The organism is Flavobacterium psychraquaticum (assembly GCF_034497725.1).
Taxonomy (GTDB): Bacteria; Bacteroidota; Bacteroidia; order Flavobacteriales; family Flavobacteriaceae; genus Flavobacterium; species Flavobacterium psychraquaticum.
In genome coordinates this window covers 244,890-269,731 of record NZ_JAXKVR010000030.1, presented here as the reverse complement: position 1 = coordinate 269,731, position 24,842 = coordinate 244,890, and the positions used below count along the sequence as shown (strand labels likewise).

General features: G+C 34.2%; 19 protein-coding genes. 13 read left to right on the top strand and 6 right to left on the bottom strand.

The window, feature by feature from the left end:
- The first annotated feature begins 61 nt into the window (after positions 1 to 61).
- The gene (locus T1L09_RS10915) at positions 62 to 622 is read left to right on the top strand and encodes a mechanosensitive ion channel family protein (RefSeq protein WP_322550993.1); all 561 of its coding nucleotides are present in this window, start codon (positions 62 to 64) and stop codon (positions 620 to 622) included.
- 42 nt (positions 623 to 664) lie between these two features.
- The gene (locus T1L09_RS10910; protein ID WP_322550992.1) at positions 665 to 910 is read left to right on the top strand and encodes a hypothetical protein; all 246 of its coding nucleotides are present in this window, start codon (positions 665 to 667) and stop codon (positions 908 to 910) included.
- 36 nt (positions 911 to 946) lie between these two features.
- Here T1L09_RS10910 and T1L09_RS10905 read toward each other — a convergent pair whose 3' ends face one another.
- The gene (locus tag T1L09_RS10905; RefSeq protein WP_322550991.1) at positions 947 to 1,732 is read right to left on the bottom strand and encodes an alpha/beta fold hydrolase; all 786 of its coding nucleotides are present in this window, start codon (positions 1,730 to 1,732) and stop codon (positions 947 to 949) included.
- 242 nt (positions 1,733 to 1,974) lie between these two features.
- Entirely contained in the window at positions 1,975 to 3,267 is a 1,293-nt protein-coding gene (locus T1L09_RS10900; RefSeq protein WP_322550990.1) for an aminopeptidase P family protein, read from the bottom strand.
- 171 nt (positions 3,268 to 3,438) lie between these two features.
- Between T1L09_RS10900 and T1L09_RS10895 the strand changes: the two genes are divergently transcribed.
- From T1L09_RS10895 to T1L09_RS10860, 8 genes are all read left to right on the top strand, one after another.
- A complete protein-coding gene (locus tag T1L09_RS10895; RefSeq protein WP_322550989.1) occupies positions 3,439 to 6,216 on the top strand; it encodes a VPS10 domain-containing protein in 2,778 nt (925 codons plus the stop codon).
- A 4-nt stretch (positions 6,217 to 6,220) separates the two neighbouring features.
- On the top strand, positions 6,221 to 7,072 hold the full coding sequence (locus T1L09_RS10890; protein WP_322550988.1) for a ChaN family lipoprotein: 852 nt from the start codon (positions 6,221 to 6,223) through the stop codon (positions 7,070 to 7,072).
- 24 nt (positions 7,073 to 7,096) lie between these two features.
- On the top strand, positions 7,097 to 7,969 hold the full coding sequence (locus T1L09_RS10885) for a hypothetical protein (protein WP_322550987.1): 873 nt from the start codon (positions 7,097 to 7,099) through the stop codon (positions 7,967 to 7,969).
- Between the two features lie 175 nt (positions 7,970 to 8,144).
- Complete coding sequence (locus T1L09_RS10880) at positions 8,145 to 9,026, top strand: succinate dehydrogenase cytochrome b subunit (RefSeq protein WP_322550986.1); 882 nt, start codon at positions 8,145 to 8,147, stop codon at positions 9,024 to 9,026.
- 18 nt (positions 9,027 to 9,044) lie between these two features.
- A complete protein-coding gene (locus T1L09_RS10875) occupies positions 9,045 to 11,054 on the top strand; it encodes a fumarate reductase/succinate dehydrogenase flavoprotein subunit (RefSeq protein ID WP_322550985.1) in 2,010 nt (669 codons plus the stop codon).
- Positions 11,055 to 11,061: 7 nt separating this feature from the next.
- Positions 11,062 to 11,823: a succinate dehydrogenase/fumarate reductase iron-sulfur subunit gene (locus T1L09_RS10870; protein ID WP_322550984.1), complete on the top strand. Its 762-nt coding sequence runs from the start codon at positions 11,062 to 11,064 to the stop codon at positions 11,821 to 11,823.
- A 112-nt stretch (positions 11,824 to 11,935) separates the two neighbouring features.
- Complete coding sequence (locus T1L09_RS10865; RefSeq protein ID WP_322550983.1) at positions 11,936 to 12,385, top strand: hypothetical protein; 450 nt, start codon at positions 11,936 to 11,938, stop codon at positions 12,383 to 12,385.
- A gap of 3 nt (positions 12,386 to 12,388) precedes the next feature.
- Positions 12,389 to 13,153, top strand: a complete 765-nt coding sequence (locus tag T1L09_RS10860) for a nitrilase family protein (RefSeq protein ID WP_322550982.1) — start codon at positions 12,389 to 12,391, stop codon at positions 13,151 to 13,153.
- Here the strand turns inward: T1L09_RS10860 and T1L09_RS10855 are convergent.
- Complete coding sequence (locus T1L09_RS10855; protein WP_322550981.1) at positions 13,145 to 14,752, bottom strand: Ig-like domain-containing domain; 1,608 nt, start codon at positions 14,750 to 14,752, stop codon at positions 13,145 to 13,147. The genes T1L09_RS10860 and T1L09_RS10855 overlap by 9 nt on opposite strands.
- 65 nt (positions 14,753 to 14,817) lie before the next feature.
- Complete coding sequence (locus T1L09_RS10850; protein ID WP_322550980.1) at positions 14,818 to 15,501, bottom strand: ComF family protein; 684 nt, start codon at positions 15,499 to 15,501, stop codon at positions 14,818 to 14,820.
- 63 nt (positions 15,502 to 15,564) lie between these two features.
- On the opposite strand from T1L09_RS10850, the gene T1L09_RS10845 reads away from it, so the two are divergent.
- Together T1L09_RS10845 and T1L09_RS10840 are read left to right on the top strand one after the other, a co-directional pair.
- The gene (locus T1L09_RS10845; protein ID WP_322550979.1) at positions 15,565 to 16,293 is read left to right on the top strand and encodes a hypothetical protein; all 729 of its coding nucleotides are present in this window, start codon (positions 15,565 to 15,567) and stop codon (positions 16,291 to 16,293) included.
- 60 nt (positions 16,294 to 16,353) lie between these two features.
- Positions 16,354 to 17,898: a glycine--tRNA ligase gene (locus tag T1L09_RS10840; RefSeq protein WP_322550978.1), complete on the top strand. Its 1,545-nt coding sequence runs from the start codon at positions 16,354 to 16,356 to the stop codon at positions 17,896 to 17,898.
- Between the two features lie 77 nt (positions 17,899 to 17,975).
- On the opposite strand, the gene thiL is transcribed toward T1L09_RS10840, so the two are convergent.
- On the bottom strand, positions 17,976 to 19,022 hold the full coding sequence (gene thiL / locus T1L09_RS10835; RefSeq protein WP_322550977.1) for a thiamine-phosphate kinase: 1,047 nt from the start codon (positions 19,020 to 19,022) through the stop codon (positions 17,976 to 17,978).
- Between the two features lie 73 nt (positions 19,023 to 19,095).
- On the bottom strand, positions 19,096 to 19,593 hold the full coding sequence (locus T1L09_RS10830; protein ID WP_322550976.1) for a regulatory protein RecX: 498 nt from the start codon (positions 19,591 to 19,593) through the stop codon (positions 19,096 to 19,098).
- Positions 19,594 to 19,772: 179 nt separating this feature from the next.
- Here T1L09_RS10830 and T1L09_RS10825 point away from each other — a divergent pair, with 179 nt between their 5' ends.
- Entirely contained in the window at positions 19,773 to 24,644 is a 4,872-nt protein-coding gene (locus T1L09_RS10825) for a choice-of-anchor D domain-containing protein (RefSeq protein WP_322550975.1), read from the top strand.
- Positions 24,645 to 24,842 lie beyond the last annotated feature (198 nt).

The following is a 24,842-nucleotide window of genomic DNA, read 5'->3' as shown; positions in this document are numbered from 1 at the left end:
TAGCGAATATTTTGTAAATTGATAATTAATATAAATCGTCCAAGAATTCAACTAAATTAATATGGAAAAAATCCAAAAAACTTTTGATGAAATTATTGCAAATGTGCAACATAATATAATTCCGTTGTTAATTGGATTTGCTGTTTTATTTATTGGTTTTTACATTTCCGGAAAATTAAAAGATTTTATCAGAAACACTGTTTTAAGTAAGTCGCCAAATGCTTTAAGACGTGTTTTTATATCTCAAATTGTCGGTATTTCTTTACAATTATTCACTATTATTTTTGCTTTACGAGTTTTCGGATATCGAGATTTAACAACAAGCTTACTTGCGGGAGCAGGAGTTTTGACTTTTGTAATTGGTTTTGCCTTTAAGGACATTGGCGAAAATTTCTTAGCCGGAATATTATTAGCTTTTAAAAGTCCTTTCCGAATTAATGATTTGATAGAAACTTCTGGAATTGTAGGTTATGTAATTGATTTATCTATTCGTGACACACGCATAAAAACTTTAGACGGAAAAGATGTATTCGTACCGAATGGTCAAATTATTAAAAATCCACTTTTTAATTACACTTTAGACGGATTTTTACGTTATGAGTTTATAATCGGTTTAGATTAGGATAGCGATATTCACAAGGCGATTGACGTAATTTTAGAAAGCGTGAAAACGGTCGAAGGTGTAATCCATACGCATAAAATCCCAACCGTAACAATTGATGCTTTTGCTTCGAGTACAATCAATTTAAAAGTGATGTTTTGGTTAGATACTTTCGAGTCAACTTCTAAAACCTACCATTCTGGGATAAAAACTGAAGTGATGAAACAAGTATTAAGTAGTCTTACTTCCGGAGGGTTCAATTTACCATCTGATATTATTGAAATTAAGCAATATAATACGAAAATATAAACTTGTGTTCGTTCTGCCTCACTACTGATTCCGTGGTTAAATTCTTCTCAAAAATTGCAACAAAACAGTTAACAATTCTGTTTGATTTTCGATATGACTCATATGACCGTCCTCAAAAGTTGTGAGTTTTACATTTGTTCCTTCAATTTGATCTAAATTGTCGTCATAAATTAGAACACCGTCTTTTTTTCCTAAAACCAATTGAATTGGATAAGTGGCAAAATGTAAAATAACTTCGCGGTCTTTTCTAATTTTCATTCCTTCTAGCGAGGCAACAATCCCTTGAAGAGGTGTTTTTAAAGCTTCCAATTTTACTTCTTCTATACTATCTGCTAAACGGTCGCGATTATCTTCACTAAATAAATTAGCAATCGCCATTCGAATGAAATTGCCGTAATTTTGTTTTACCGCTACAATTGCTCGATCGCGATTGATTTTTCGCTCGTCGCTATCCCCTTTTGAAGTAGAATTTAAGAGTACAATTCCTTTTACATATTCTGGATATAATTCGGCGAAAGCCAAAGCAATATATCCGCCCATCGAGTGACCAATCAGTACCACTTTTCTAATTTTTAATTCTTGCAAAACACTATGCACCATATCGGCTTGGTCTTCCATCGTGTGCACATAACCCATACATTCCGTTTCACCGTGTCCTAATAAATCAATTGCAATAATGCGGTTTCTCTTCGAAATTTCCGGAATAAAAGCGTTCCACATTTGTTTATTTTCCAAAAAACCGTGCAATAAAACCACAGCCGTCCCTGTCCCTTGGTCGGTAAAACTGATTGTAGTGTTTTTGAAAAGATGTGTTTTGGTCATAATTTTTTATGAAAGCACAAAGGTAGGTTTTCACGCAAGGTTCGCAAAGTTTTTCGCAAAGTTCACAAGGAATTAATTTCTAATATTTTTTTAAAACAAACTTGCCATTCCGTAGCAATCTCATAAAGAGATATTTTCGGTACGACAACTTTCAGTTGAGCCAATTTAGAACAAAAAAAACGGCCTGCATTGCTACAAACCGCTCTTATAAACTTTTAACCTTTTAAACACTTAAACTAAAATTAAGCATTCATTATCGATTCAATTTCTTCTACTTCAATCGGAATGTTACGCATCAAGTTGAAAGGATCTCCTTTTTCTTGAATTACGACATCGTCTTCTAAACGAATTCCAAATCCTTCTTTCGGAATGTAAATTCCAGGTTCAATCGTGAAAACCATATTTGCTTGCATTGGTTCGTGTAATAAACCATAATCGTGCGTGTCTAATCCCATATGGTGTGAAGTGCCGTGCATAAAATATTTTTTATACGCTGGCCATTCAGGATTTTCGTTTTGAACGTCTGCTTTGTCTAATAAACCTAAACCTATTAATTCAGAAGTCATAAATTTACCCACTTCCACGTGATATTGTTTCCAGTTATTTCCTGGAATAAGCATTTTATTTGCTTCGTTCTTCACTCTTAAAACCGCATTGTAAACTGCTTTTTGTCGGTCTGTAAATCGTCCCGAAACCGGAATCGTTCTACTCATATCACTAGAGTAATTCGCATATTCTGCTCCAACGTCTAATAAAATCAGTTCACCCGCTTTACATTGCTGATTGTTTTCAATATAATGCAACACGTTAGCGTTATTTCCTGAAGCAATAATTGGCGTATATGCAAAACCTTGCGAGCGATTTCTTAGAAATTCGTGTGCAAATTCGGCTTCAATCTCATATTCCATTACGTTTGGCTTCACAAATTGTAAAATTCTACGGAACCCTTTTTCAGTAATATCACAAGCTTTTTGAATTAAATCCAATTCTTCACTTTCTTTAATCGAACGCAATCGTTGTAAAATTGGATTCGATTTTTCTACTTTATGAGCCGGATAATTCTCTTTCCACCATTTCACAAATCGGGCTTCACGAGTTTCGGTTTCAATAGATGCACGATAATGTTCGTTGGTATTGATGTACATCGTATCGGAATACGCCATAATTTCCTTTAAAGTCTTGTGGAAATCTTGCAACCAAATCACCGATTTAATTCCAGAAACTTCAAAAGCTCTTTCTTTTGTTAATTTTTCACCTTCCCAAACCGCGATGTGCTCGTTCGTTTCTTTTAAGAATAAAATTTCTTTCAAATGTTCATAAGGTGCATCCGGAAAAAGCAATAAAACACTTTCTTCTTGATCTACTCCCGATAAATAAAAGATATCTCTGTGTTGTGCAAAAGGTAAAGTGGAATCTGCCGAAACCGGATAAATGTCGTTAGAATTGAAAATGGCAACGCTGTTTGGTTTCATTTGTGCCGTGAATTTTGCTCTATTTTTAATGAACAAATCACGATTAATTTGATGGTATTTCATAATGAAGTATTGTTTAAAAATGATTTTAAATCCTTAGAAAAAGAATTGTACTTCCAAGAGTTTAAAAATTGTACATCAAAATTAATAAGATAAAAATGAAAAGTTGTTAAAACCATTAGAAATTTTGTTAGGGCGTGATATTTTGGCTAATTTTCAGCAAAATTTTCTAAAATGAAGCAACTTACTCTTTTGTTTTTATTAATTGTGCAATCGGCAATTGGTCAAAATTCGTTATTCAATGCGGTTGAAGCTAAAAATATTGGACCAACCATAATGAGCGGTCGTGTGGTAGATTTAGCGGTTAACCCGAAAAACCCAACGGAGTTTTATGTAGCGTATGCAACCGGCGGACTTTGGTACACAAACAACAATGGAACTTCTTTTACTCCGGTAATGGATTCAGCGGAAACGGTAAATTGTGGTTCGGTAACTGTAGATTGGAATTCAGGAACAATTTGGGTGGGAACTGGTGAAGTCAATGCTTCTCGCTCTTCTTACGCCGGAGTTGGTGTTTTAAAATCTTCAGACAAAGGAAAATCGTGGGAAAATATTGGATTGAAAGATTCGCATCACATTGCAAGAATTTGGGTCGACCCAAAAAATAATAATGAATTAGTTGTGGCTTCGGTTGGACATTTATATTCGACCAATAAAGAACGTGGAATTTTCAAATCGAATGATGGTGGGAAAACCTGGAAACAAACCTTATTTATTGCAGAAGATACAGGAGTTATTGATTTAGTAGTTTCGAAAAACAATCCGAAAATTATGTTTGCTTCGGCTTGGCAAAAAGATCGAAAAGCGTGGGATTTTGTAGGAAATGGCGAAAAATCGGGCATTTACAAAAGTGAAGATGGTGGAACAACTTGGCAATTGATGACTTCTAAAGAAAGTGGTTTTCCTGCAGATAAAGGTGTTGGAAGAATTGGATTAGCATTGTTTGATGAAAATACTATTTATGCCGTTTTAGACAATCAGAATAAACGTCCAAAAAGTGCTTCAAAAAACAACTTAAATATAATGTTATCCACTCCGGGCGATGATTTTATGGAAATTTCAAACAAAGAATTGAATCGTGCTTTAAAAGCCAAAGGTTTTAGAGATAAATATCGAGCGGAAAACATTAAAAATTGGGTTGCCGACAATAATATGGAGCCAAAAGCGGTTTTGGAATTTCTTTCCGATGCGAATTCGGTTCTTTTTGAAACGGAAGTAATTGGTTGTGAAGTTTACAAATCCGAAGACGCTGGAAAATCTTGGAAAAAAACAAATCAGGATTATATTGAAGATATGTTTTATACCTATGGTTATTATTTTGCGAATATTTCGGTAGACGAAAAAAATCCGAATCGTGTTTATATTGGTGGCGTTCCTTTGTTATTTTCGGAAGATGGTGGAAAAACATTTTCGGCAATTAGTAAAGAAAATGTGCACGCAGACCATCACGTAACTTGGGTAAATCCCGAAAATCCGAATCATATTATTAACGGAAATGATGGTGGTGTGAATATTTCGTACGATAATGGTGCACATTGGATAAAATGCAACAGCGAACCTTTAGGTCAATTATACGCAGTGAATGTGGATTATCAAGAAGATTACAAGATTTATGGCGGAATGCAAGACAATGGCGTTTGGTTTGGTCCGAATAATTACTCGCATAATGTCGCTTGGCATCAAGACGGAAAATATCCTTATCAAGAATTAATTGGTGGCGACGGAATGCAAACACAAATCGATAGTCGCAATCCAAATGTAGTTTTTACGGGTTATCAATTTGGAAATTATTACCGAATCAATCAGAAAGAAGGGAAGTTTGATTACATCACGCCAAAATCTTTAAAAGACGAAAAACCATTAAGATTTAATTGGCAAACGCCTATATTACTGTCTTCGCACAACCAAGATATTTTATATATGGGTTCTAATTTCTTGCATCGTTCTATGAATCAGGGCGAAACTTGGGAGAAAATTTCAGATGATTTAACGCAAGGTGCGAAAGAAGGAAACGTAGCTTTCGGAACAATTTCGACAATTTCGGAAAGTAAATTCCAGTTCGGATTGCTTTATGCCGGTTCAGATGATGGAAAAATTCACGTTTCAAAAGATGGTGGTGCTACTTGGCAATTGATTTCGAATAATTTACCTCAGAATTTCTGGGTTTCTAGAATTGTAGCTTCGGCTCATAAAAAAGAACGTGTTTATGCTACATTAAATGGATATAGAAATGATGTATTTGAATCTTTTGTGTTTGTTTCGGAAGATTTCGGAGCCAATTGGAAGGCTATTTCAACCGGATTAACAAACGCTGTAAATGTGATTGTTGAAGATTCTGCGAATGAAAATATTTTATACGTTGGAACTGATAATGGTTTGTTTATTTCGCTAGACAAAGGAACTTCTTGGCAAGATTTTTCAAATGGAATGCCAAACGTGGCAGTTCACGATATGGTAATTCAAACAAAAGCAAAAGAATTAGTGGTTGGAACACACGGCCGTTCAATTTATAAAATAGCACTTTCAAATGTGCAAGAACTGACGGATGTTGTATTAAAAAAATCACTACATTTATATGATATAGAGAACCGAACAAAATCGGATCGATGGGGAAATAAAGGTTATGCTTGGGGCGAAGTGAATGCACCTTCGCAAACGATTTGGTATTATTCAAATTCGGAAGAAGTAATAAATTATACGATAACTAATGAAGCCGGAATTGTTGTTTTTGTTGGCAAAGTTACAGCTCAAAAAGGTCTAAATTCTTTCGTTTATGACTATGCCATTTCGAAAGAATTAGCCGATAAATGGAATAAAAAAGATAAAAAAATAAAACTGAAAGAAGCAAACGATAAGAAAATTTATTTGCCTATTGGAAAATATAAACTTGTGATTTCAAAAGATAAACTAGCCGAAAGCAAATCATTTGAAATTACTGCACAAAAAAAATAATTAAATGAAAAGGATACTAATTACCGGATTACTTTTTACAATGGTTTTTGGGTTTTCCCAAGACAAGAAATCGTATCAAGTTTTTGATAAAAACGGTAAGAAGTCGTCTTACAGTAAAATGTTGAAAGCTTCAAAAAATTCGGAAGTGGTTTTGTTTGGTGAGCATCACGACAATACAGTAGTGCATTTGTTGCAATTTGAATTGACTAAAGATTTAGCTAAAAAAAAGCAATTGGTTTTAGGAGCAGAAATGTTAGAGGCAGATAATCAAGATCAGATAAATCAGTATTTGAGTGGTGCAATCGATCAAGAGAAATTAGATTCTACAGCGAGATTATGGAGGAATTATAAAACCGATTATAAACCTTTGGTTGATTTGGCAAAGGAGAGAAAATTTAATTTTATTGCCACAAATATTCCTCGAAGATATGCGTCTTTGGTATTTAAGAAAGATTTTATGGCTTTGGATTCACTTTCAACTTTAGAGAAATCTTGGATAGCACCTTTGCCAATAGAATTTGATGTAAGTTTACCAGGATATCAAAATATGATGGAAATGCAAGGTGGTCATGCAGGCGATAAAATGCCAAAAGCACAAGCGATTAAAGATGCAACGATGGCTTATTTTATTAATAAAAATCGAAAAGATTACACTGTTTTCATACATTATAACGGAACTTATCATTCGGATAATTACGAAGGAATCAATTGGTATTTAAAGAAATTAGATGCCGATGTGAAAATTATTACCATAGCAACTGTTGAACAAAAAGATATATCGAAATTAAATGTTGAAGATTACAATAAAGCAGACTTTATTCTCGTTATAGATGAAAGTGTTGCAAAAAGCTATTAAAAGGGTTTTTAATAAATAGTATTAATGAAGAGAATTGTTGCTTTTTTTATTTTGATAGTTGCGTTATTTTCTTTTTTCTCATGCGAAGACACTGATGATAATGCGGAAGAACCGTATTTGATTGTCAAATTTAAGTTTGATGCTAATCAGATGCGTTTAGATAATTTAGGACAATTTGCAAGTTTAACTGAAGGAAATGGGGCACAATCTCCAAATTTCAACGCAATTAGTGCCCATTATTTTGAATTAGTACCCAACGCATATACCCAATTGGGAGAAGGAACGGTTTTATATCACGCACCTGAAACTACTGAAGGTGGCGGAGTAGCTATCGATTTTGACCAAGCTATTGTTGTTAAAGAAGGCGAAGCTTTTCTAAAAATTCCTTTAAGATTAGTGACGCAAGGAAATTACGAGTATGTGCGTGTTTCTTTGGCTTATCAAGATTATAATATTTCAATTCGAAATAATGGTGCCGATTACCAAGGCAGATTAGCCAGTTTTGTTGGGTATAATACTTTTATTAATACTCATTTTATTGGAAGTAACTCTTTTCCGATTAATGCGAATCGTTTGCAAGGCTATTGGGCATTTGCATTAAATGATTTTCCGTTTGCTACTTCAGGACAGGCTCCTGCTGGAGCAACTACAGTTCCTAACCCGATTGCTTCATCATCACCAATTCCAGCTGGCTCTTGCGTAGTAACTGGAAAATTTTCAGAAAATTTAGTAATTAATGGAAATGAAAACAAAGATGTGGTAGTTACTTTGTCGCTTTCAATTAACAAAAGTTTCGAATGGCAAGAGGTTATTGCCGACGGAAAATTTGAACCTTCCATTGGTGAAAATATTGTGGATATGGGTTTAAGAGGATTGATTCCAGCTTTTTCAAAATAACTATTTTGCAAAAATAATACACACAACTTCTTTTATACTTTGTAAAGAGGTGATGTTCAACGGTAGTTAAATTATTTTAAATTCATTATAAATAAGCATCAAAAGGTTGTGGTTAAATTCAAATAGCTGTATTTTTGTTCTGATTTTTATAAAACTATTACAATCAAATAAAATTATGGCAAAATCAGCACTTTTGAAGTCATCTATCGTAAAAAAATATTGGATGGCTCTTACAGGTTTATTTTTATGCTTGTTTTTGGCAGGTCATTTAGCGGGAAATCTTCAATTGATTTTTGGCACTAGCAAACAATTCAATGAGTATGCATTGTTTATGACTACCAATCCGGCGGTAAAATTATTATCTTACGTTACTTACATTTCATTATTATTCCACGCAATTGATGGAATTTTATTGACAATTCAAAACAGAAAAGCTAGGCCAGTAGGTTATGTTAAAACTGATGGTTCTACAACAAGTTGGGCTTCTAGAAACATGGCGGTTTTAGGAACTATTATTTTAGTTTTTATTGCAACACACATGGTGAATTTTTGGGCAAAAATGCATTTTGATAAAAATATGCCTTTAGTTTCCAAGCAAATGGATAATGGAATGGGAGCTATGCAGCTTCAGCTAGTGGGAACAAAAGATTCTCAAATGCCTTTCTTTCCTTTGGATGAAAATGGAAAATTAACTGCGGTTCAATTTCAAAAAATCAAGGAGCAAACTAATGGCGCTTTTGATTTAGAAATAAGAGATGTCACTAATGTATACAATAAGAAAACAAATGAAGTTGTTTTTGAAGGTTATAAAGATTTATACAAATTAACAGTAGATTTCTTCAAAGACGCAAAATACGGATTGCTTTTTACAATCGGTTATGTGTTAGCAATGCTGGCAATGGCATTTCATTTATGGCATGGTTTTCAAAGTGCTTTCCAATCGTTAGGTATAAACAATAAATTTACACCTGCAATCAAATTTTTCGGAAGAGCATTTGCTGTAATTGTACCTTTATTATTCGCAATTATTCCAATTTTCTTACATTTTAAAAAATAATCAACACACATATATATTATGAAGTTAGATTCTAAAATACCACAAGGTCCAATTAAAGACAAATGGACCAATCATAAAGATCATTTAAATCTTGTTGCTCCTAATAATAGACCAAAAATCGATATTATTGTGGTAGGAACTGGATTAGCAGGTTCGTCTGCTGCCGCTTCTCTTGCAGAAATGGGTTATAATGTAAAATCATTTTGTTTTCAAGATTCGCCACGTCGTGCACACTCAATTGCAGCACAAGGTGGAATTAATGCAGCCAAAAATTATCAAAATGATGGTGACAGTGTTTACCGTCTTTTCTACGATACCATCAAAGGTGGTGATTACCGTGCTCGTGAAGCTAACGTTCACCGTTTAGCTGAAGTTTCTGGTAATATCATTGATCAATGTGTAGCGCAAGGAGTTCCTTTTGCACGTGAATATGGTGGGATGTTAGACAACCGTTCGTTTGGAGGAACACAAGTGCAACGTACTTTTTATGCTGCCGGACAAACAGGTCAACAATTACTTTTAGGTGCTTATTCAGCTTTATCAAGACAAATCGGATTAGGTCGTGTTGAGATGTTCAACCGTCACGAAATGTTAGACTTAGTAAAAGTGGATGGAAAGGCACGTGGTATTATTGCTCGTAATTTAATTACAGGTGAAATCGAAAGACATTCAGCTCACGCAGTTGTTATTGCTTCTGGAGGTTACGGAAACGTTTATTTCCTTTCAACAAATGCAATGGGAAGTAACGTAACTGCATCGTGGAAAGTGCACAAGCAAGGAGCGTATTTCGCAAATCCATGTTATGTACAAATTCACCCAACATGTATTCCAGTTCACGGTACAAATCAGTCAAAATTAACGTTGATGTCTGAATCGTTGCGTAACTCAGGACGTATTTGGGTACCAAAGAAAAAAGAAGATGCAGAAGCAATTAGAGCAGGAAAATTAAAACCAACTCAAATCGCTGAAGAAAATAGAGATTATTATTTAGAAAGAAAATATCCAGCTTTTGGAAACTTAGTACCTCGTGATGTAGCTTCTAGAGCTGCAAAAGAAGTATGTGACGAAGGCCGTGGTATTGAAGCTAATGATACTAATGAAGGGGTTTACTTAGATTTTTCTACGGAAATTCAAACTAAAGGACGTCAAACAGCTTATGCTAAAGGAAATCATAATCCTACAGCAGAAGAAATTACAGCGTTAGGAAAACAGTGGTTAGAAGAGAAATATGGTAACTTGTTTACAATGTATCAAAAAATTACGGATGAAAATCCATACGAAACTCCAATGAAAATTTATCCAGCAGTTCACTATACTATGGGTGGTGTTTGGGTAGATTATAACTTACAATCTACTATTCCGGGTTGTTTCGTAACGGGTGAAGCTAACTTCTCTGATCATGGTGCAAACCGTTTAGGAGCTTCGGCTTTAATGCAAGGTTTGGCTGATGGTTATTTCGTATTGCCATACACGCTTTCGAACTATTTAGCAGATGAAATTCGTACAGGAAAAATTTCAACAGATTCTCCTGAATTTGATGAAGCTGAAGAAAGAGTTAAAGGTTTAATTAATAAATTCTTAAACAATAAAGGTTCAAAATCAGTTGATTATTTCCATAAAAAATTAGGTTTAATTATGTGGAATAAAGTAGGAATGGGTCGTAATGCAGCACAATTGACTGAAGCTATTGCTGAAATCGCTGCTTTAAAAGAAGACTTCTATAATGAAGTTTACGTGCCTGGAGCTGCAGATGAATTTAACCAAGAACTAGAAAAAGTATTAAGAGTTGCAGATTACCTTGAATTAGGTCAATTAATGGCAATGGATGCTTTACAGCGTAATGAATCATGCGGAGGTCACTTCCGTGAAGAGTATCAAGATGCTGAAGGAGAAACTTTACGCGATGACGTGAATTTCAAGTTTGTTGGAGCATGGGAATATAAAGGCGAAGATATCAGCAAATCAGAACTTCATAAAGAAGAATTGAACTACGAAGAAATCAAAATTGCAGCTAGAAATTACAAATAACAGAATTATGAGCGCAGCTAAAAATATAAATATCACCCTGAAAGTTTGGCGTCAAAAAAACGATAAAGCTAAAGGAAACATAGAAACTTATAAATTAGATAATGTTTCTACAGCAAGTTCGTTTTTGGAAATGTTAGACCAATTAAACGAGCAATTAATTAACGAAAAGAAAGAACCTGTAGCATTTGATCACGATTGTCGTGAAGGAATTTGCGGATCTTGTTCTTTATATATCAATGGACGTCCGCACGGACCAGATACTGGAATCACTACTTGTCAGTTACACATGAGAATGTTTAACGACGGTGACACTATATTTATTGAGCCTTGGAGAAGTGCAGCTTTCCCAGTAATCAAAGATTTAGTAGTAGACAGAAGTGCCTTTGATAGAATTCAACAAGCAGGAGGTTTCGTATCGGTAAATACATCCGGTAATACCATTGATGCGAACTCTATTCCAATTCCAAAAGACGATGCAGATACTGCATTTATGTCTGCAGCTTGTATTGGTTGTGGCGCTTGTGTAGCTTCTTGTAAAAATGGTTCGGCTATGTTATTCGTTGGAGCTAAAGTTTCTCAATATGCATTATTGCCACAAGGGAAGGTAGAAGCTACACAACGTGTTTTAAATATGGTACGCCAAATGGATGAAGAAGGTTTCGGAAATTGTACAAATACTGGAGCTTGCGAAGTGGAATGTCCAAAAGGAATTTCATTAGAAAGCATCGCCCGTTTAAATAGAGAATTAATGAAAGCTTCTTTCAAATAATAGATAGAAGCTTCAAAATATAAAAAACGCATTCATTTATTTGAATGCGTTTTTTTTTGTTCTTTCTTAAAAGAAAAATTAAAAGTGTATTTTTACTTCTAATTCGAATTGTATGAAATGTATAGTTTTATTATTATTGATATTTTTCTCATTATTCTCTTCTGCACAGAATAATGTTTTGGTATTACAGAATAAAAAATCCAATCGATTAATTGAAATTAAAGAGAATAAACGTATCAAATTAGAAACTATCGACGGGCTACAATTGTATGGTAGATTTACAGTAGTTGATTCTTCTAGTATTATGATTGATGAGCAACTTATTTTATTGGAGGATGTGGTGAAGATGAGAAGAAAATCACTTTTTGGAACAATCGCTAATCCGATATTTATTGTATATGGTTCATTTGTGATAATTGCGGGTATCGCTACAATTGGGACAGGAGGTTTTGGCCCACTGATTGGCGCAACTCTTATAATAACAGGAACGCCAGTTTTTCTTGTTCCCTTACTATCAAATAAGCATCCTGTAGTAGATTGGACGTATTCAATAAAAACATAATAAATGAAAGTAGCCCTTTTTCAAACCAAATTAGCTTGGGAACAGCCCGAAACGAATCGAAAATTTATCGAAGAATATTTCCTGAATGAAGAAAACGATTTTGATTTATTTGTTCTTCCGGAAATGTTTACTTCCGGCTTTACGATGCATCCAGAAGTAATTGCAGAAACGATGAGTGGCGAAACTATTTTATGGCTCAAACAATTGGCGAAGCAGAAAATTTGTGCCATAACCGGAAGTTTAGTAATTCAAGAAAATGGCAATTTCTATAATCGAATGGTATTTGTGCATCCGTCAGGCAAAATTGATTATTATAACAAACGCCATTTATTCGGTTTGGCAGGTGAAGAAAAAGTTTATACAAAAGGAAAAGAAAAAGTAATAGTAAGCTATAATAATTGGAATATTTGCCTTCAAATTTGTTATGATTTGCGTTTCCCGGTCTTTGCTAGAAATACCGAAAATTATGATTTACTACTCTATGTTGCCAATTGGCCAGAAGTTCGTATTTCGGCTTGGGATGCGCTTCTGAAAGCTCGTGCAATTGAGAACATGACGTATACAATAGGCGTAAATCGAATCGGAGCAGATGCCAATGCGTTGGAATATCCAGGACATTCAAAAGTAATTGATTCTTTAGGAAATGAAATCTTATCTTGTGAAAACGAACTAGGTGTTTTTTGTGTCGAATTGTGTAAATCGAAACAAACTGAAATCCGTCAAAAAATGAATTTTTTAAACGATAAAGACGAATTTAAATTAATCTAAGCCAAATTCTTGTTCTACATCCCAGTTGGCGCGCACGTCAATTTTCTTTGGAAAGTAAATAATTTCTTCTGCTTGCTTTTTGGCTAAATAATTTCCGGTATCCCATTCTTCATTTCCGTTATCGTCATAAATGACACGAAGTGTATAGAGTTTTGGCTCGATAGTATCAAACGAAAATGAGGTTTCTTTTGTAGCCGTTTGCGAATACAAAACCAATCCATTATCATCTAAAACTTCTAAAATCAATGGGAATCGTTTTGCACCGATTAGATTCACTTTAAGATTCCCATAGTCGGAAAGTAATCTTGTGCTGAATTTAAAACTTAAAGAATCATTTTCTTTTTCGTAAAAATCTTTTATTGCACCCGGTAAAATTTCCATTGTGTATTTTTGCTCTTCTTCTTTGTTAAAATCAAACACAATTTCCTGATTATATTCATCGTACTTAGAAGTATATTGCACAAGGGTTGAATCCTTTTTTCGAATAAAAATCTTAGATTCGTCAATCGTGTTTAGCGGTGTTTTTGTGCCCAATTTAAAAGGATTTCTAAAAGCTAAAGAATTTCCTGATTTGTTTGAAATAACTAACGAATCTGCCTGTTTGAAATCTTTTATTCGCGTGGTAAATTCTTTGTAATAATCGCCATTTTTTATGCTTATTTGTACAGAATCTTTAGCAGCTAAAGGAAAGAAAACCTGTAAGGTATCGGTACTTTTTTCTGTAAATCTAGTTAAGCGTAATGGAATTTCCTTACCATTGTTCTTGCCAGTTACTTTTACGTTTTTGCCCTCTCCTGAGAAGCCCATAAATAATTTATTATTACTCTCTTGCGTAGGTCTTTCCGCTTTAAAAGCCATTTTTTCAGTAAATAATTCTAACTGATACATTGTAGTTGTTGGCAAAGTGACCACTTCGTTTAAGAAACCAATTTTATCACTTTTTGGATCAAATTTATTATTCCCTGATTTGTCTTTCAGTGCGATAATTCGATAATTTCCTTCTCTCAAATTCTCTAAAGAAAAATATTTTAAACTATCTAAAGTATTTGTAATGTATAAAGGCGTTTCATTATAAACCGTTGAATCTGTGAATTTTTCAGCATCATAAAGTAAAACAGAAACAAAATTATCAGGTTTTTCAGTGTAAGCATCTTTAATTTTTCCAACAACCGTTAAGGAATCGATATAACTTCCGGTTGAAAATACATATTTGAATTGCGAATAAGGATTATTCTCGTTGTTATCTGAGATGCTTTGGCCAAAATTGAAGCTATAAGTAGTGTTTTCTTTTAAGGTGTCCAAAATTTTAATGGATATGAATTTACTGGCACTTCCTTGCGGAACAATTATAGGTTGTTTCTTCATCGGTGGCGAAATAATCAGTTGTTTGGAAATGTCTTTCACCTTTATTAATTCATCAAAATTAATTTTTATGTCTTTTCCTTTAAAGTTAGTATTGAAATTATCTGGCGAACTGCTAACAATTTTGGGAGCTATCGAGTCTTTTGGCCCGCCTGTAATTGTACCTCTTTTGGCACAATTAGTTAATAACAATAGCGAAGCAATTAGAACAATAATATATTTTAATTTTGTCATCATAATAGAATAAAGAAGTTACAAAATAACAACTATAATTGGTGCAAACATACAAAATTTAGTAATTTTTATGAATCGGAATAGGCAATTGTTATAATACTAATCTTTGTGTTAGGAATTTGCATTAAGGCTCTCGCGCAAGCCTCTAAAGTTGCTCCTGAAGTAATTACATCATCAACCAGCAAAAAATGCTTTCCGCTGTCTTTTTCGCTAAACGTTACATCAAAAAGTGCATTTTTAATATCTGATCTTGCTTCTTTACTTTTTTTAGTCTGAGTTTTTGAATAGATTTTTCGATATAAAAGTTGTTCATTATAATTAAGTTGTAATTCTTCTGAAAGTGCTTTACAAAATGTAGACACCTGATTATAGCCTCTTTCTTGCAGTCTTTTTTTATGCAAGGGAACCGGAATTATTTCTGAAAATTGATGTTTAATTGCAATTTCTTTTAAATCATGGGTATACCATTTACCTAAAAATGTACCTATTTCTTGATGATTCTTATATTTTAAACTATGAATTAAATTCTGAGCAATTCCATCTTTATGAAAATACAACATTGCAGCTGCAAATTCAATGGGTAAAACACCATAAAATTTTTTCGCAACGTAATTGTCTTTTATGAGATGATGTTGGGTAAGAGGTAATTGGTGTCTACAATCGGCACAAAGTAGCACTTCTTTTTGCAACAAAAGTGAATTACAACCATAGCAAAGTTTCGGAAATAGTAAGTTTATCAGGTTTTTTAGCATCTTGTCGATTAGTCAGCGTTAGGCTAATATATTTACATACATTTGTGTTAAATTATAAAAATAATGGATAGAAAACAAAATATATTTAAAAAAATTAGTATTGTTATTTTGATACTGTCCTTGTCTTTTTTAAGTGTTAAATATTTCAAAGATGCAAATACGTATACGAAGCAAATTCAAAAGTCGGAATTAGAAATAAAAATTTTAGAAAGTCAGTTAGATGAAATCCTTACTAAATATGATTCATTGCAAGTAAAATCAAAAAAAAACAGTGATTTGCTCCTTCAAAATGAAGATGTTCGTTCTTTAAACGACTATTTTATTAGTAAAAATCAAGATAGTATTGTAGTTGAGAAAAAAAGGCAAATCAGTACTTCAGCAATAAAAAAATCGCGCAAGAAAACAAATGGTTTAGCTGCAACTAACATAAACGTGAAGGCCGTAAAGATTTTCTCAGCATTGCGTAAAGAGGAAGATTCCAAAATAAAACAATTAAGAGTTTGCTACACACTTTCCAGTACTCAATATATCGATAGTGGCTCAAAAAAGATATACATTCAAGTTGTTAATCCTAAAAATCAAATCATTTCTAACAACAACAATCCCGCGGAAAATGAATTTGGTACAGTTTTGTCTTATAGTGCTATTTCAAATGTATTTTTTGAAAACAGAGACGCTGATGATTGTCTTTATGTAAATCTTGAAGAAGGAAAAACTATTAAAGGTAATTTTATTATCAATATTTATGCTGATTTTACAAAAATAGGGTCTTCAATTTTTGAATATAAATAATTTGCGATTTAAAACACCAAAAACGTTTCTTTATTCCAATCCTATTTTTACTTTTGCAATATGGCAAAACAAGACGATATATTTAAGAATGTAGTTTCGCATGCAAAAGAGTACGGATTCATTTTTCCGTCAAGCGAAATTTACGATGGTTTGAGTGCAGTGTATGATTATGCTCAAAATGGTGTGGAGTTAAAGAAAAACATCCGTGACTATTGGTGGAAATCGATGGTGCAAATGCACGAAAATATTGTAGGATTAGATGCTTCAATCTTGATGCATCCAACTACTTGGAAAGCTTCCGGCCACGTTGATGCTTTTAACGACCCATTAATAGATAACAAAGATTCTAAAAAAAGATATCGTGCCGATGTTTTAATTGAGGATTATGCCGAAAAGTTAAATCAGAAAGCACAAAAAGAAATCGACAAAGCACGGGAACGTTTCGGCGCTTCATTTGACGAAGAGCAATATAAAACTACGAATCCACGTGTAATGGAATATTTGGCTAAAAAGAAAGAAATTCTGGAAAGGATGGCACGTTCTTTAGAAACAGAAAACTTAGCCGATGTAAAAGCATTAATCGAAGAATTAGAAATCGCATGCCCAGATTCAGGATCTAAAAACTGGACAGACGTGAAACAATTCAACTTGATGTTTGGTACAAAATTAGGAGCTTCTGCTGAAAGCGCAATGGATTTATACCTTCGTCCTGAAACAGCACAAGGAATTTTTGTAAATTTCTTAAACGTGCAAAAAACAGGAAGAATGAAAATTCCTTTCGGAATCGCACAAACAGGAAAAGCCTTTAGAAACGAAATCGTAGCGAGACAATTCATTTTCCGCATGCGCGAATTTGAACAAATGGAAATGCAATTCTTCGTAAAACCAGGCGAAGAAATGAAATATTACGAGTATTGGAAAAAAACTCGTTTAAACTGGCATTTATCGTTAGGTTTAGGAAAACAAAACTATCGTTTTCACGATCACGAAAAATTAGCACATTATGCAAATGCTGCAGCTGATATTGAATTCAATTTCCCATTCGGATTTAAGGAATTAGAAGGAATTCACTCAAGAACGGATTTCGATTTGAAAGCGCACGAACAATTTTCAGGTAAAAAATTACAATATTTCGATACAGAAACTAATGCAAACTACACACCCTATGTAGTAGAAACATCTGTTGGTTTAGATAGAATGTTTTTAGCGGTTTTCTCTAATTCTTTGCAAGAAGAAACATTACAAGATGGTTCAACACGAACAGTTTTACGTTTGCCTTCGGTATTAGCACCTACAAAAGCAGCCGTTTTACCTTTGGTTAAAAAAGACGGTTTGCCAGAACTTGCTCATAAAATTATAGAAGATTTACGTTGGGATTTCAACGTCGCTTATGACGAAAAAGATGCCGTTGGAAGAAGATACAGAAGACAAGATGCGCTGGGAACACCATTTTGCATTACTGTGGATCATCAAACTTTAGAAGATGAAACCGTAACGATTCGTCATAGAGATTCTATGAAGCAAGACCGCGTAAAGATTTCAGAATTAAGAAACATAATCAACACCGAAGTTTCGATGAGAAACTGGTTAATGAGAACGGTTTAATAAAACACGAAGTTGTTATACTAAAAAATCCCGAATTTTGATAAATTCGGGATTTTTTTTGACTGAACACTGAAAAACTATTCTTCAAGTGCGTTCCAACCTCTAGCTTTCAATTCAATTTTTGTATTGGCTCTTGTTATCAAATGCATTCCTTCGCTTTCTTGTGTCATATGACCGATTACGGTGAAGTTTGGATTCGCTTTAATTTTTCCGTAATCTTCCATTTTTATGGTAAATAATAACTCATAATCTTCACCGCCGCTTAGCGCGATTGTAGTGATATCGATATTAAATTCTTCGCACACATTAATCAATTGCGGATCTACAGGAATTTTCTCTTCATATAAATTACAACCAACGCCAGATTGTTTGCACAAATGCATTACTTCCGATGATAATCCGTCAGAAACATCAATCATTGAAGTTGGTTTCAACTCTAATTTTTCGAACAATTCTTTCAAATCTCTTCGTGCTTCAGGCTTTAGCTGACGCTCGATTAAATAAGTATAAGGTTCTAAATCAGGTTGATTGTTTGGATTGACTTGGAAAACTTGTTTCTCACGTTCTAAAATTTGTAAACCCATATAAGCCGCACCAATATCACCGGAAACTACCAATAAATCTGTTGCCTGAGCACCATTTCTATAAACGATATCTTCTAAATTTGCTTCACCAATTGCAGTGATGCTAATAATTAATCCTTTTTGAGATGAAGTAGTGTCGCCACCAATTACATCAACGCCATAGAATTTGGATGCACTCGTAATTCCAGCAAACAATTCTTCTAAGGCTTCCAAAGGGAAACGATTGGAAACGGCAATTGAAACGGTAATTTGAGTTGGTGTTGCATTCATCGCACAAATGTCAGATACATTAGCAACTACTGCCTTGTAGCCCAAATGTTTTAAAGGCATATAAGCCAAATCAAAATGAACTCCTTCGACTAATAAATCAGTAGAAACTACTACTTTTTTGTTTCCGAAATCCAAAACAGCGCCATCATCTCCAATACTTTTTAAAGTTGAAGTTTGTGTGACCGTAAAATGTTTTGTTAAATGGTCAATTAGGCCAAATTCGCCTAACGATGCTACACTGGTTCTTGATTGGTCTTTATTTTCTAACATGAATTATTTTTTTGCAAAGATACGATTTCAACAGCAAATACAATTTCAAAAAGTAATTTCCAAAAAACCTGTGCTAATCCGTGTTTGATTTTTGGTTATCCAATTCCCTCAATTTAGCATAAATTAAATGCGATTCATAACCTTTTCGAAGTAAGAAATCTACAAATTTTTTATTCTTTTTTGGCCCTTTTCTTTCTTTGATGCTTTCCCAATTTTTCTCCGCCACAGTATGAAAATTCGAAATATAAGTTGCTTCCGAAAGTTCTTTTAAAGCGATTGCGATAATTCTTGAAGAAATATTGCGAAATTTTAACTCATTTATAATGCGATTTTTACCCCAAAATTTATAATTGTGTTTGCCTCGAACAAAGCTTTGTGCAAAACGCTCTTCATTAATGAAATTGTTCTCAATTAAATACGTTAGAATTTCTTCTTTTTCTGACAAATTAGCAGAAAGCGCGTATAACTTTTCGTCTACTTCTTTATAGCAACGCTCTTGATAAGCGCAGTAATGTTCCAGTTTCGCTTTTATTTCTTGAGTTGTAAAACTTGTAAGGATTTTCTTTTCCAATTTATTAAACATAAGATAACGCAAAAATACACTTAGTTGTCAGATATTCAATATTTTTGTATAATTTAGTTCCTTTTTGTTGGGAAAGAACAATCGAAAGTGATAAAGAAAAAATAGCACAAAATTGCGGGTACTCTTCCGTTTTCAGATAGTGCTTAGTTATATAATATATTAAAAATATGAAATTAAAATTACTTTTATTAAGTTTATTTTGCTCGGTTTTAGGGTGGGGACAGATTGCTGCTTGGGATTTTACTAATGATAACACACCTTTGGCAACATCAGCAGCGGAAGTTTACAATGCTTCCTTAGATGCTTCTAACTTGTTAACTAGAGGTACTACAGCAACTGCTTCCGCTGCTGTAAATTCTTTTAGAACTCTAGGTTTTCAAAATAATGGAATCGCAACTACAAATACGGATTTTTTTCAATTTACTTTATCAGCATCAGCTGGAAACACATTATCTTTATCAACAATTGATGCGATATTTGCAGGGACAGGAACCTATTCAGCGTCACCTGGTGTTACTTCGCAATTTGCATATAGTTTAGATGGAACTAATTTTGCATTGATTGCATCACCTCAAATAAATAGTGGTAGTCCAGCAACATTAGTGCAAATAACTTTGTCGGGAATACCAGCCCTTCAAAATGTTGCAGATGGTGTTACCATTACGATAAGATATTATGCTAGTGGTCAAACATCAACAGGTGGTTGGGGTTTTAATTCACCAAGTAATGGACAGTACGGTTTGGCAATTGGGGGAACAGTCTTACCATCCGCAGCCTCACCAGAAATCAACCTTCAAGGAAATGCAGTTTCAATAGTTTCAGGAGATGCAGCACCTGCTTTAGCAGACCACACTGATTTTGGTTCGGTTTCAACTGCTTCAGGAACAATTGTAAGAACATTTACCATTCAAAATACAGGAACAGCAGCTTTAACAATTGGAGCAATTACCATAGCTGGTGCAAATGCTGCCGATTTTACAGTTACGAGTTCACCAGCCGCTTCAGTTGTTGCGGGTGGTTCAACAACATTTCAAGTAACTTTTAATCCATCAGCCGACGGCGTGAGAAATGCAACAATTTCTATTGCAAATAATGATGCCAATGAAAACCCGTATACTTTCGCTATTCAAGGAAATGGTGTAAGCGCGCCAGTAATTACAAGTAGTTTAGCGGCTTCTGGTAATCAAGGTGCTGCTTTTATATATACAATTGCTGCTACCAACATAGCAACAAGTTTTACTGCTACCGGTTTACCAGCTGGTTTAATTATAAATACTTCAACAGGAGTCGTTTCTGGAACACCAACGGTTTCAGGAAGTTATAATATTACAATTACGGCTACAAATGGAATAGGTTCTGATAATCAAACGTTAGTTTTGACTTTAGGAACTGGACCTTGTTTGAGTAATGATTTTGAATCTGGATTTCCATCAAATTGGACTAATAATGGTACGTTTATAGGAGGGCAACAATGTCAAGGTGTTTCAGGCTTAGCCTTTAATGGCGCTAATGATGCCGCTATAACACCATTAATTATCAACCCTCAAACTTTAACTTTTCAAAAAAGAAGAAGCTCGAACTCAGATGCTTGGTCTATGACAATTCAAGTTTCACCTACAGGTTCTGCACCTTGGACAAACGTAACAACAATTACAACTATTTCGACGACATGTATTCTAGAAAGTATAGACTTAAGTTTTTTTAATTCAGGGAGTTACTATGTAAGATTTTTAGATACAAGACCATCTGGAAGTGCAGAGAGAACTATTGATAACGTTCAGGTTTTTTGTACTGTTATAGCAGGTCCAGAAATCAACGTAACTGGAAATACAGTAACAATAGCAGATAACGATACGACTCCTTCGGTAGTTGATAATACCAATTTTGGTGCTGCTTTAATCAATACCAATAGTGTTAAAACATTTACAATACAAAATCAAGGAACTACTGATTTGGTTTTGAGCGGTCCAATAACGCTATCAGACGTTTCTTTACCACAAGAGTTTGTAATTGTGCAACCCGCAATTACAACAATTCCGGCAGGAAGTTCAACCTCATTCACCGTTACATTTAACAGTGCTGTAGCTGGAACTTTTACAAACACCATAAATATAAATAGTAACGATACCGATGAGGCACTGTATAATTTTGATATTATTGCAACAGCTACACTTGTTACGCCTACCACTGGAACTGTTTTTAATCCGGGAGAATTAGTTTTTGTGGGGTATGATGGGCAAGTAAATAGCAGCGGTTCCGAAGATGAATATTTGATAGCTACATTAGTAGATATCGTGCCAGGAACATCATTTTCTTTAGTGAATTCAAGATATGAAGCCGGTGCAGCTGCAAATCTAAGAACCAATAAATGGGGAGGCGGAGGAGACGACGCTTCCGAGCGACCTTATGAAGTGAAGTTAACCTATAATGGTGTAACAAATATTCCTGCGGGTTCAGTGTTGCGTTTTGAAACTACAGGTAGTCTTTTTACTTGGATTTCGGTAGTTGACGTAATTACAGGAACCACCGCTACGACAAGAACAAGTGAATTTTCTGGAACTTTAATTTCAGGAAATCCAAATATTTCCTCAAATGATCCCGACCAAATGTACTTAATGCAAGGTTCTTTTGCTTTTGACGGTACAATTACGCCTAATGAAGCAAATTATTATTTATCAGGAACTCTTTTACACGGGTTAACAAATCGTGTGGCTTGGGTTCCTATTACTAGTGCATGTAGTGGTAGTTCAGCATCTGGTAACACAAGACAATCAAGATTACCAGCGGCTTTAACTTGTTTTAATGTGGAAAGTACGAATTCTTCTGCAGCTAGTGGTTTTTATGAAAATGACAAACAACACGGTATCGCAACCATTCGTCAAATTGTTTTAGGAATCTCTGATGTAGCGAATAATTGGACCTTAAGTTCAGGTAGATATACTTTAGACCCTTCAACTTCATTAACAACTAATGCTGGTAAAACTTTTTTAATAGGACCAAGTAATCCAGCAGGACAATGGGTTGGAAATGTAGACACCAATTGGTTTAACTGTGCTAACTGGGAAGGGTTAGCCGTTCCAAGTTTAACGACCAATGTAACAATTGATGCTACAGCTTTAAATATTGCGGCTATCGATTATAACGCAACCTATTCGAATGAATATTCAGACATCGCATATTCAAATGATTTAACAATTTCAGGAAGTAAAGTACAATTGGAAGCTTCTAATAATAATGTTTTAGAAGTTCATGGTAATCTTCAAATTACAAATACTGGAGTTTTAGATATGGACGATTCGAACACGGCAACACCAGATGGAATAATTCATTTATATAAAAATTGGATAAATAATGTGGGTCAAATTGCATTTGAAGAAGGAAACGGAACCGTTTATTTTGATGGAATAACAGACCAAATAGTAAGCAATGTAATTCCAGAAGGAACGGAGTTGTTTTATGATGTTGTATTAAATAATAACTATACAACTTCGATTTCAAATGATTTAATTGCAACGGGCAATTTAACAGTAAACAGCGGGAAATCAGTTGTAGTTTCATCAGATGATTATGTTCAGGTGAACAAAGCTCTTATAAATAATGGTACTTTTACTGTTTTAAACAATGGTTCGTTAATTCAAGTTGAAAATGGAATTGCAAATACAGGAAATATTTCCTTCCAAAGAAACACTGCGGGCGCACCTTTAGATTATGTGTATTGGTCATCACCTGTAAATACGGTAAATACACCTTCTGGAAATATTTACGCTTGGGATGCCGATATGCCAAATCCAAACTTAGGACTTGGAAACTGGGTTTATGCAGCAAACACAGCTATGCAATCGGGTATTGGATACATTATGAGAGATATGTTTTCAAGAAATTTTGTGGGAGTGCCAAGAAACGGAATCTATAACCCAACAATTACAAGAGGAGACGATACGGGTGCAGGATCAGCAGGTCCTAATGGAATTATGCGTTTGTTAACCGACGATAATTGGAATTTATTAGGAAATCCATATCCATCAGCGATTAGTATTGGTTCATTTTTAACTGCAAATACCGAAATTGATGGTTTCGTAAGATTGTGGACACATAACACACCGCCTAGCACGGCAACTATCGATCCTTTTTATGATAATTTCGTATCTAATTATACGGCTTCGGATTATATTGCTATCAATGGTTCAGGAGCAACAAGTGGTTCTGGAACATTAAGTGTAATAGGTGGTGGTCAAGGTTTCTTTGTATTAATGAATCCAGGTCCTGCGGGGACAAGCACTGTTACTTTTAATAATGCTATGCGCAATAAAGGCTACTCGAACAGTCAGTTTTTTAGAACCGCAAATACCACAAATGCTTTAGGTGAACATTTAGAACGTCACAGAATTTGGCTTGATTTTGTTTCTCCAACCGAAACAACGCGTTCATTAGTGGCTTATGTGGAAGGTGCTACCTCGGCTAAAGATCGAATTTTTGATGCCTTTACAGATTACAAATCAGCACAAAATTTCTATTCCGTATTAGATGCTGAAATTTTTACCATACAAGGGAAAGGTTTACCTTTTGATGTCAACGACCAAGTGCAGATTGGATTCAAAGCAGCATATTCAGGAAGTTTTACAATTGCTTTGGCAGAAGTTGACGGATTGTTTAGTGGTAACCAAAATATTTATTTAGAGGATAAATTACTTGGAATTATTCATAATTTAAAAGTGAATCCTTATAGCTTTACAGCAGCAGCAGGAATTACTAATGAAAGATTTGTACTTCGCTATACAAATGAAACATTAGGGAGTGAAGATTTTGAAATCAATTCAAATGTTTCAGTAGCTTCCACTAATGTCGTTACTGTTTTTGCTTCCACTGAAATGCTTGAAAGTGTTCGTGTTTATAATGTTTTAGGTCAGTTGTTAAGCAATGAGAGCAACATTAATGCAGCAACATTTCAAATCAACACTTTACAAAAAAACAGTGCACCGCTAATTATTCAAATAACACTACAAAACGGCGTTAAAGTGACCAAGAAAGTAATTTTTTAAGTCTATAAATGCATATATTTTAAAAGCCCAATCGATTTCGATTGGGCTTTTTTGTGGCTAAACAATGGTTAAATTATCTTTCCAAGTAATTAAATTTAAAAAAATAAGAGTACATTTGCAAAATATTTAAAAAAATAAAAACCACCGTAAAGTCTTTAATTTAAAGGGCTTAATAAATTAAAAAGCAATGAAGAGGTC

What these genes read in the sequence shown, in the direction of transcription:
- T1L09_RS10915 (WP_322550993.1), top strand. Translation starts at nt 62, where the DNA reads ATGGAAAAAATCCAAAAAACTTTTGATGAAATTATTGCAAATGTGCAA.
- T1L09_RS10905 (WP_322550991.1), bottom strand. Translation starts at nt 1,732, where the DNA reads ATGACCAAAACACATCTTTTCAAAAACACTACAATCAGTTTTACCGAC.
- T1L09_RS10900 (WP_322550990.1), bottom strand. Translation starts at nt 3,267, where the DNA reads ATGAAATACCATCAAATTAATCGTGATTTGTTCATTAAAAATAGAGCA.
- T1L09_RS10895 (WP_322550989.1), top strand. Translation starts at nt 3,439, where the DNA reads ATGAAGCAACTTACTCTTTTGTTTTTATTAATTGTGCAATCGGCAATT.
- T1L09_RS10890 (WP_322550988.1), top strand. Translation starts at nt 6,221, where the DNA reads ATGAAAAGGATACTAATTACCGGATTACTTTTTACAATGGTTTTTGGG.
- T1L09_RS10885 (WP_322550987.1), top strand. Translation starts at nt 7,097, where the DNA reads ATGAAGAGAATTGTTGCTTTTTTTATTTTGATAGTTGCGTTATTTTCT.
- T1L09_RS10880 (WP_322550986.1), top strand. Translation starts at nt 8,145, where the DNA reads ATGGCAAAATCAGCACTTTTGAAGTCATCTATCGTAAAAAAATATTGG.
- T1L09_RS10875 (WP_322550985.1), top strand. Translation starts at nt 9,045, where the DNA reads ATGAAGTTAGATTCTAAAATACCACAAGGTCCAATTAAAGACAAATGG.
- T1L09_RS10870 (WP_322550984.1), top strand. Translation starts at nt 11,062, where the DNA reads ATGAGCGCAGCTAAAAATATAAATATCACCCTGAAAGTTTGGCGTCAA.
- T1L09_RS10865 (WP_322550983.1), top strand. Translation starts at nt 11,936, where the DNA reads ATGAAATGTATAGTTTTATTATTATTGATATTTTTCTCATTATTCTCT.
- T1L09_RS10860 (WP_322550982.1), top strand. Translation starts at nt 12,389, where the DNA reads ATGAAAGTAGCCCTTTTTCAAACCAAATTAGCTTGGGAACAGCCCGAA.
- T1L09_RS10855 (WP_322550981.1), bottom strand. Translation starts at nt 14,752, where the DNA reads ATGATGACAAAATTAAAATATATTATTGTTCTAATTGCTTCGCTATTG.
- T1L09_RS10850 (WP_322550980.1), bottom strand. Translation starts at nt 15,501, where the DNA reads ATGCTAAAAAACCTGATAAACTTACTATTTCCGAAACTTTGCTATGGT.
- T1L09_RS10845 (WP_322550979.1), top strand. Translation starts at nt 15,565, where the DNA reads ATGGATAGAAAACAAAATATATTTAAAAAAATTAGTATTGTTATTTTG.
- T1L09_RS10840 (WP_322550978.1), top strand. Translation starts at nt 16,354, where the DNA reads ATGGCAAAACAAGACGATATATTTAAGAATGTAGTTTCGCATGCAAAA.
- thiL (WP_322550977.1), bottom strand. Translation starts at nt 19,022, where the DNA reads ATGTTAGAAAATAAAGACCAATCAAGAACCAGTGTAGCATCGTTAGGC.
- T1L09_RS10825 (WP_322550975.1), top strand. Translation starts at nt 19,773, where the DNA reads ATGAAATTAAAATTACTTTTATTAAGTTTATTTTGCTCGGTTTTAGGG.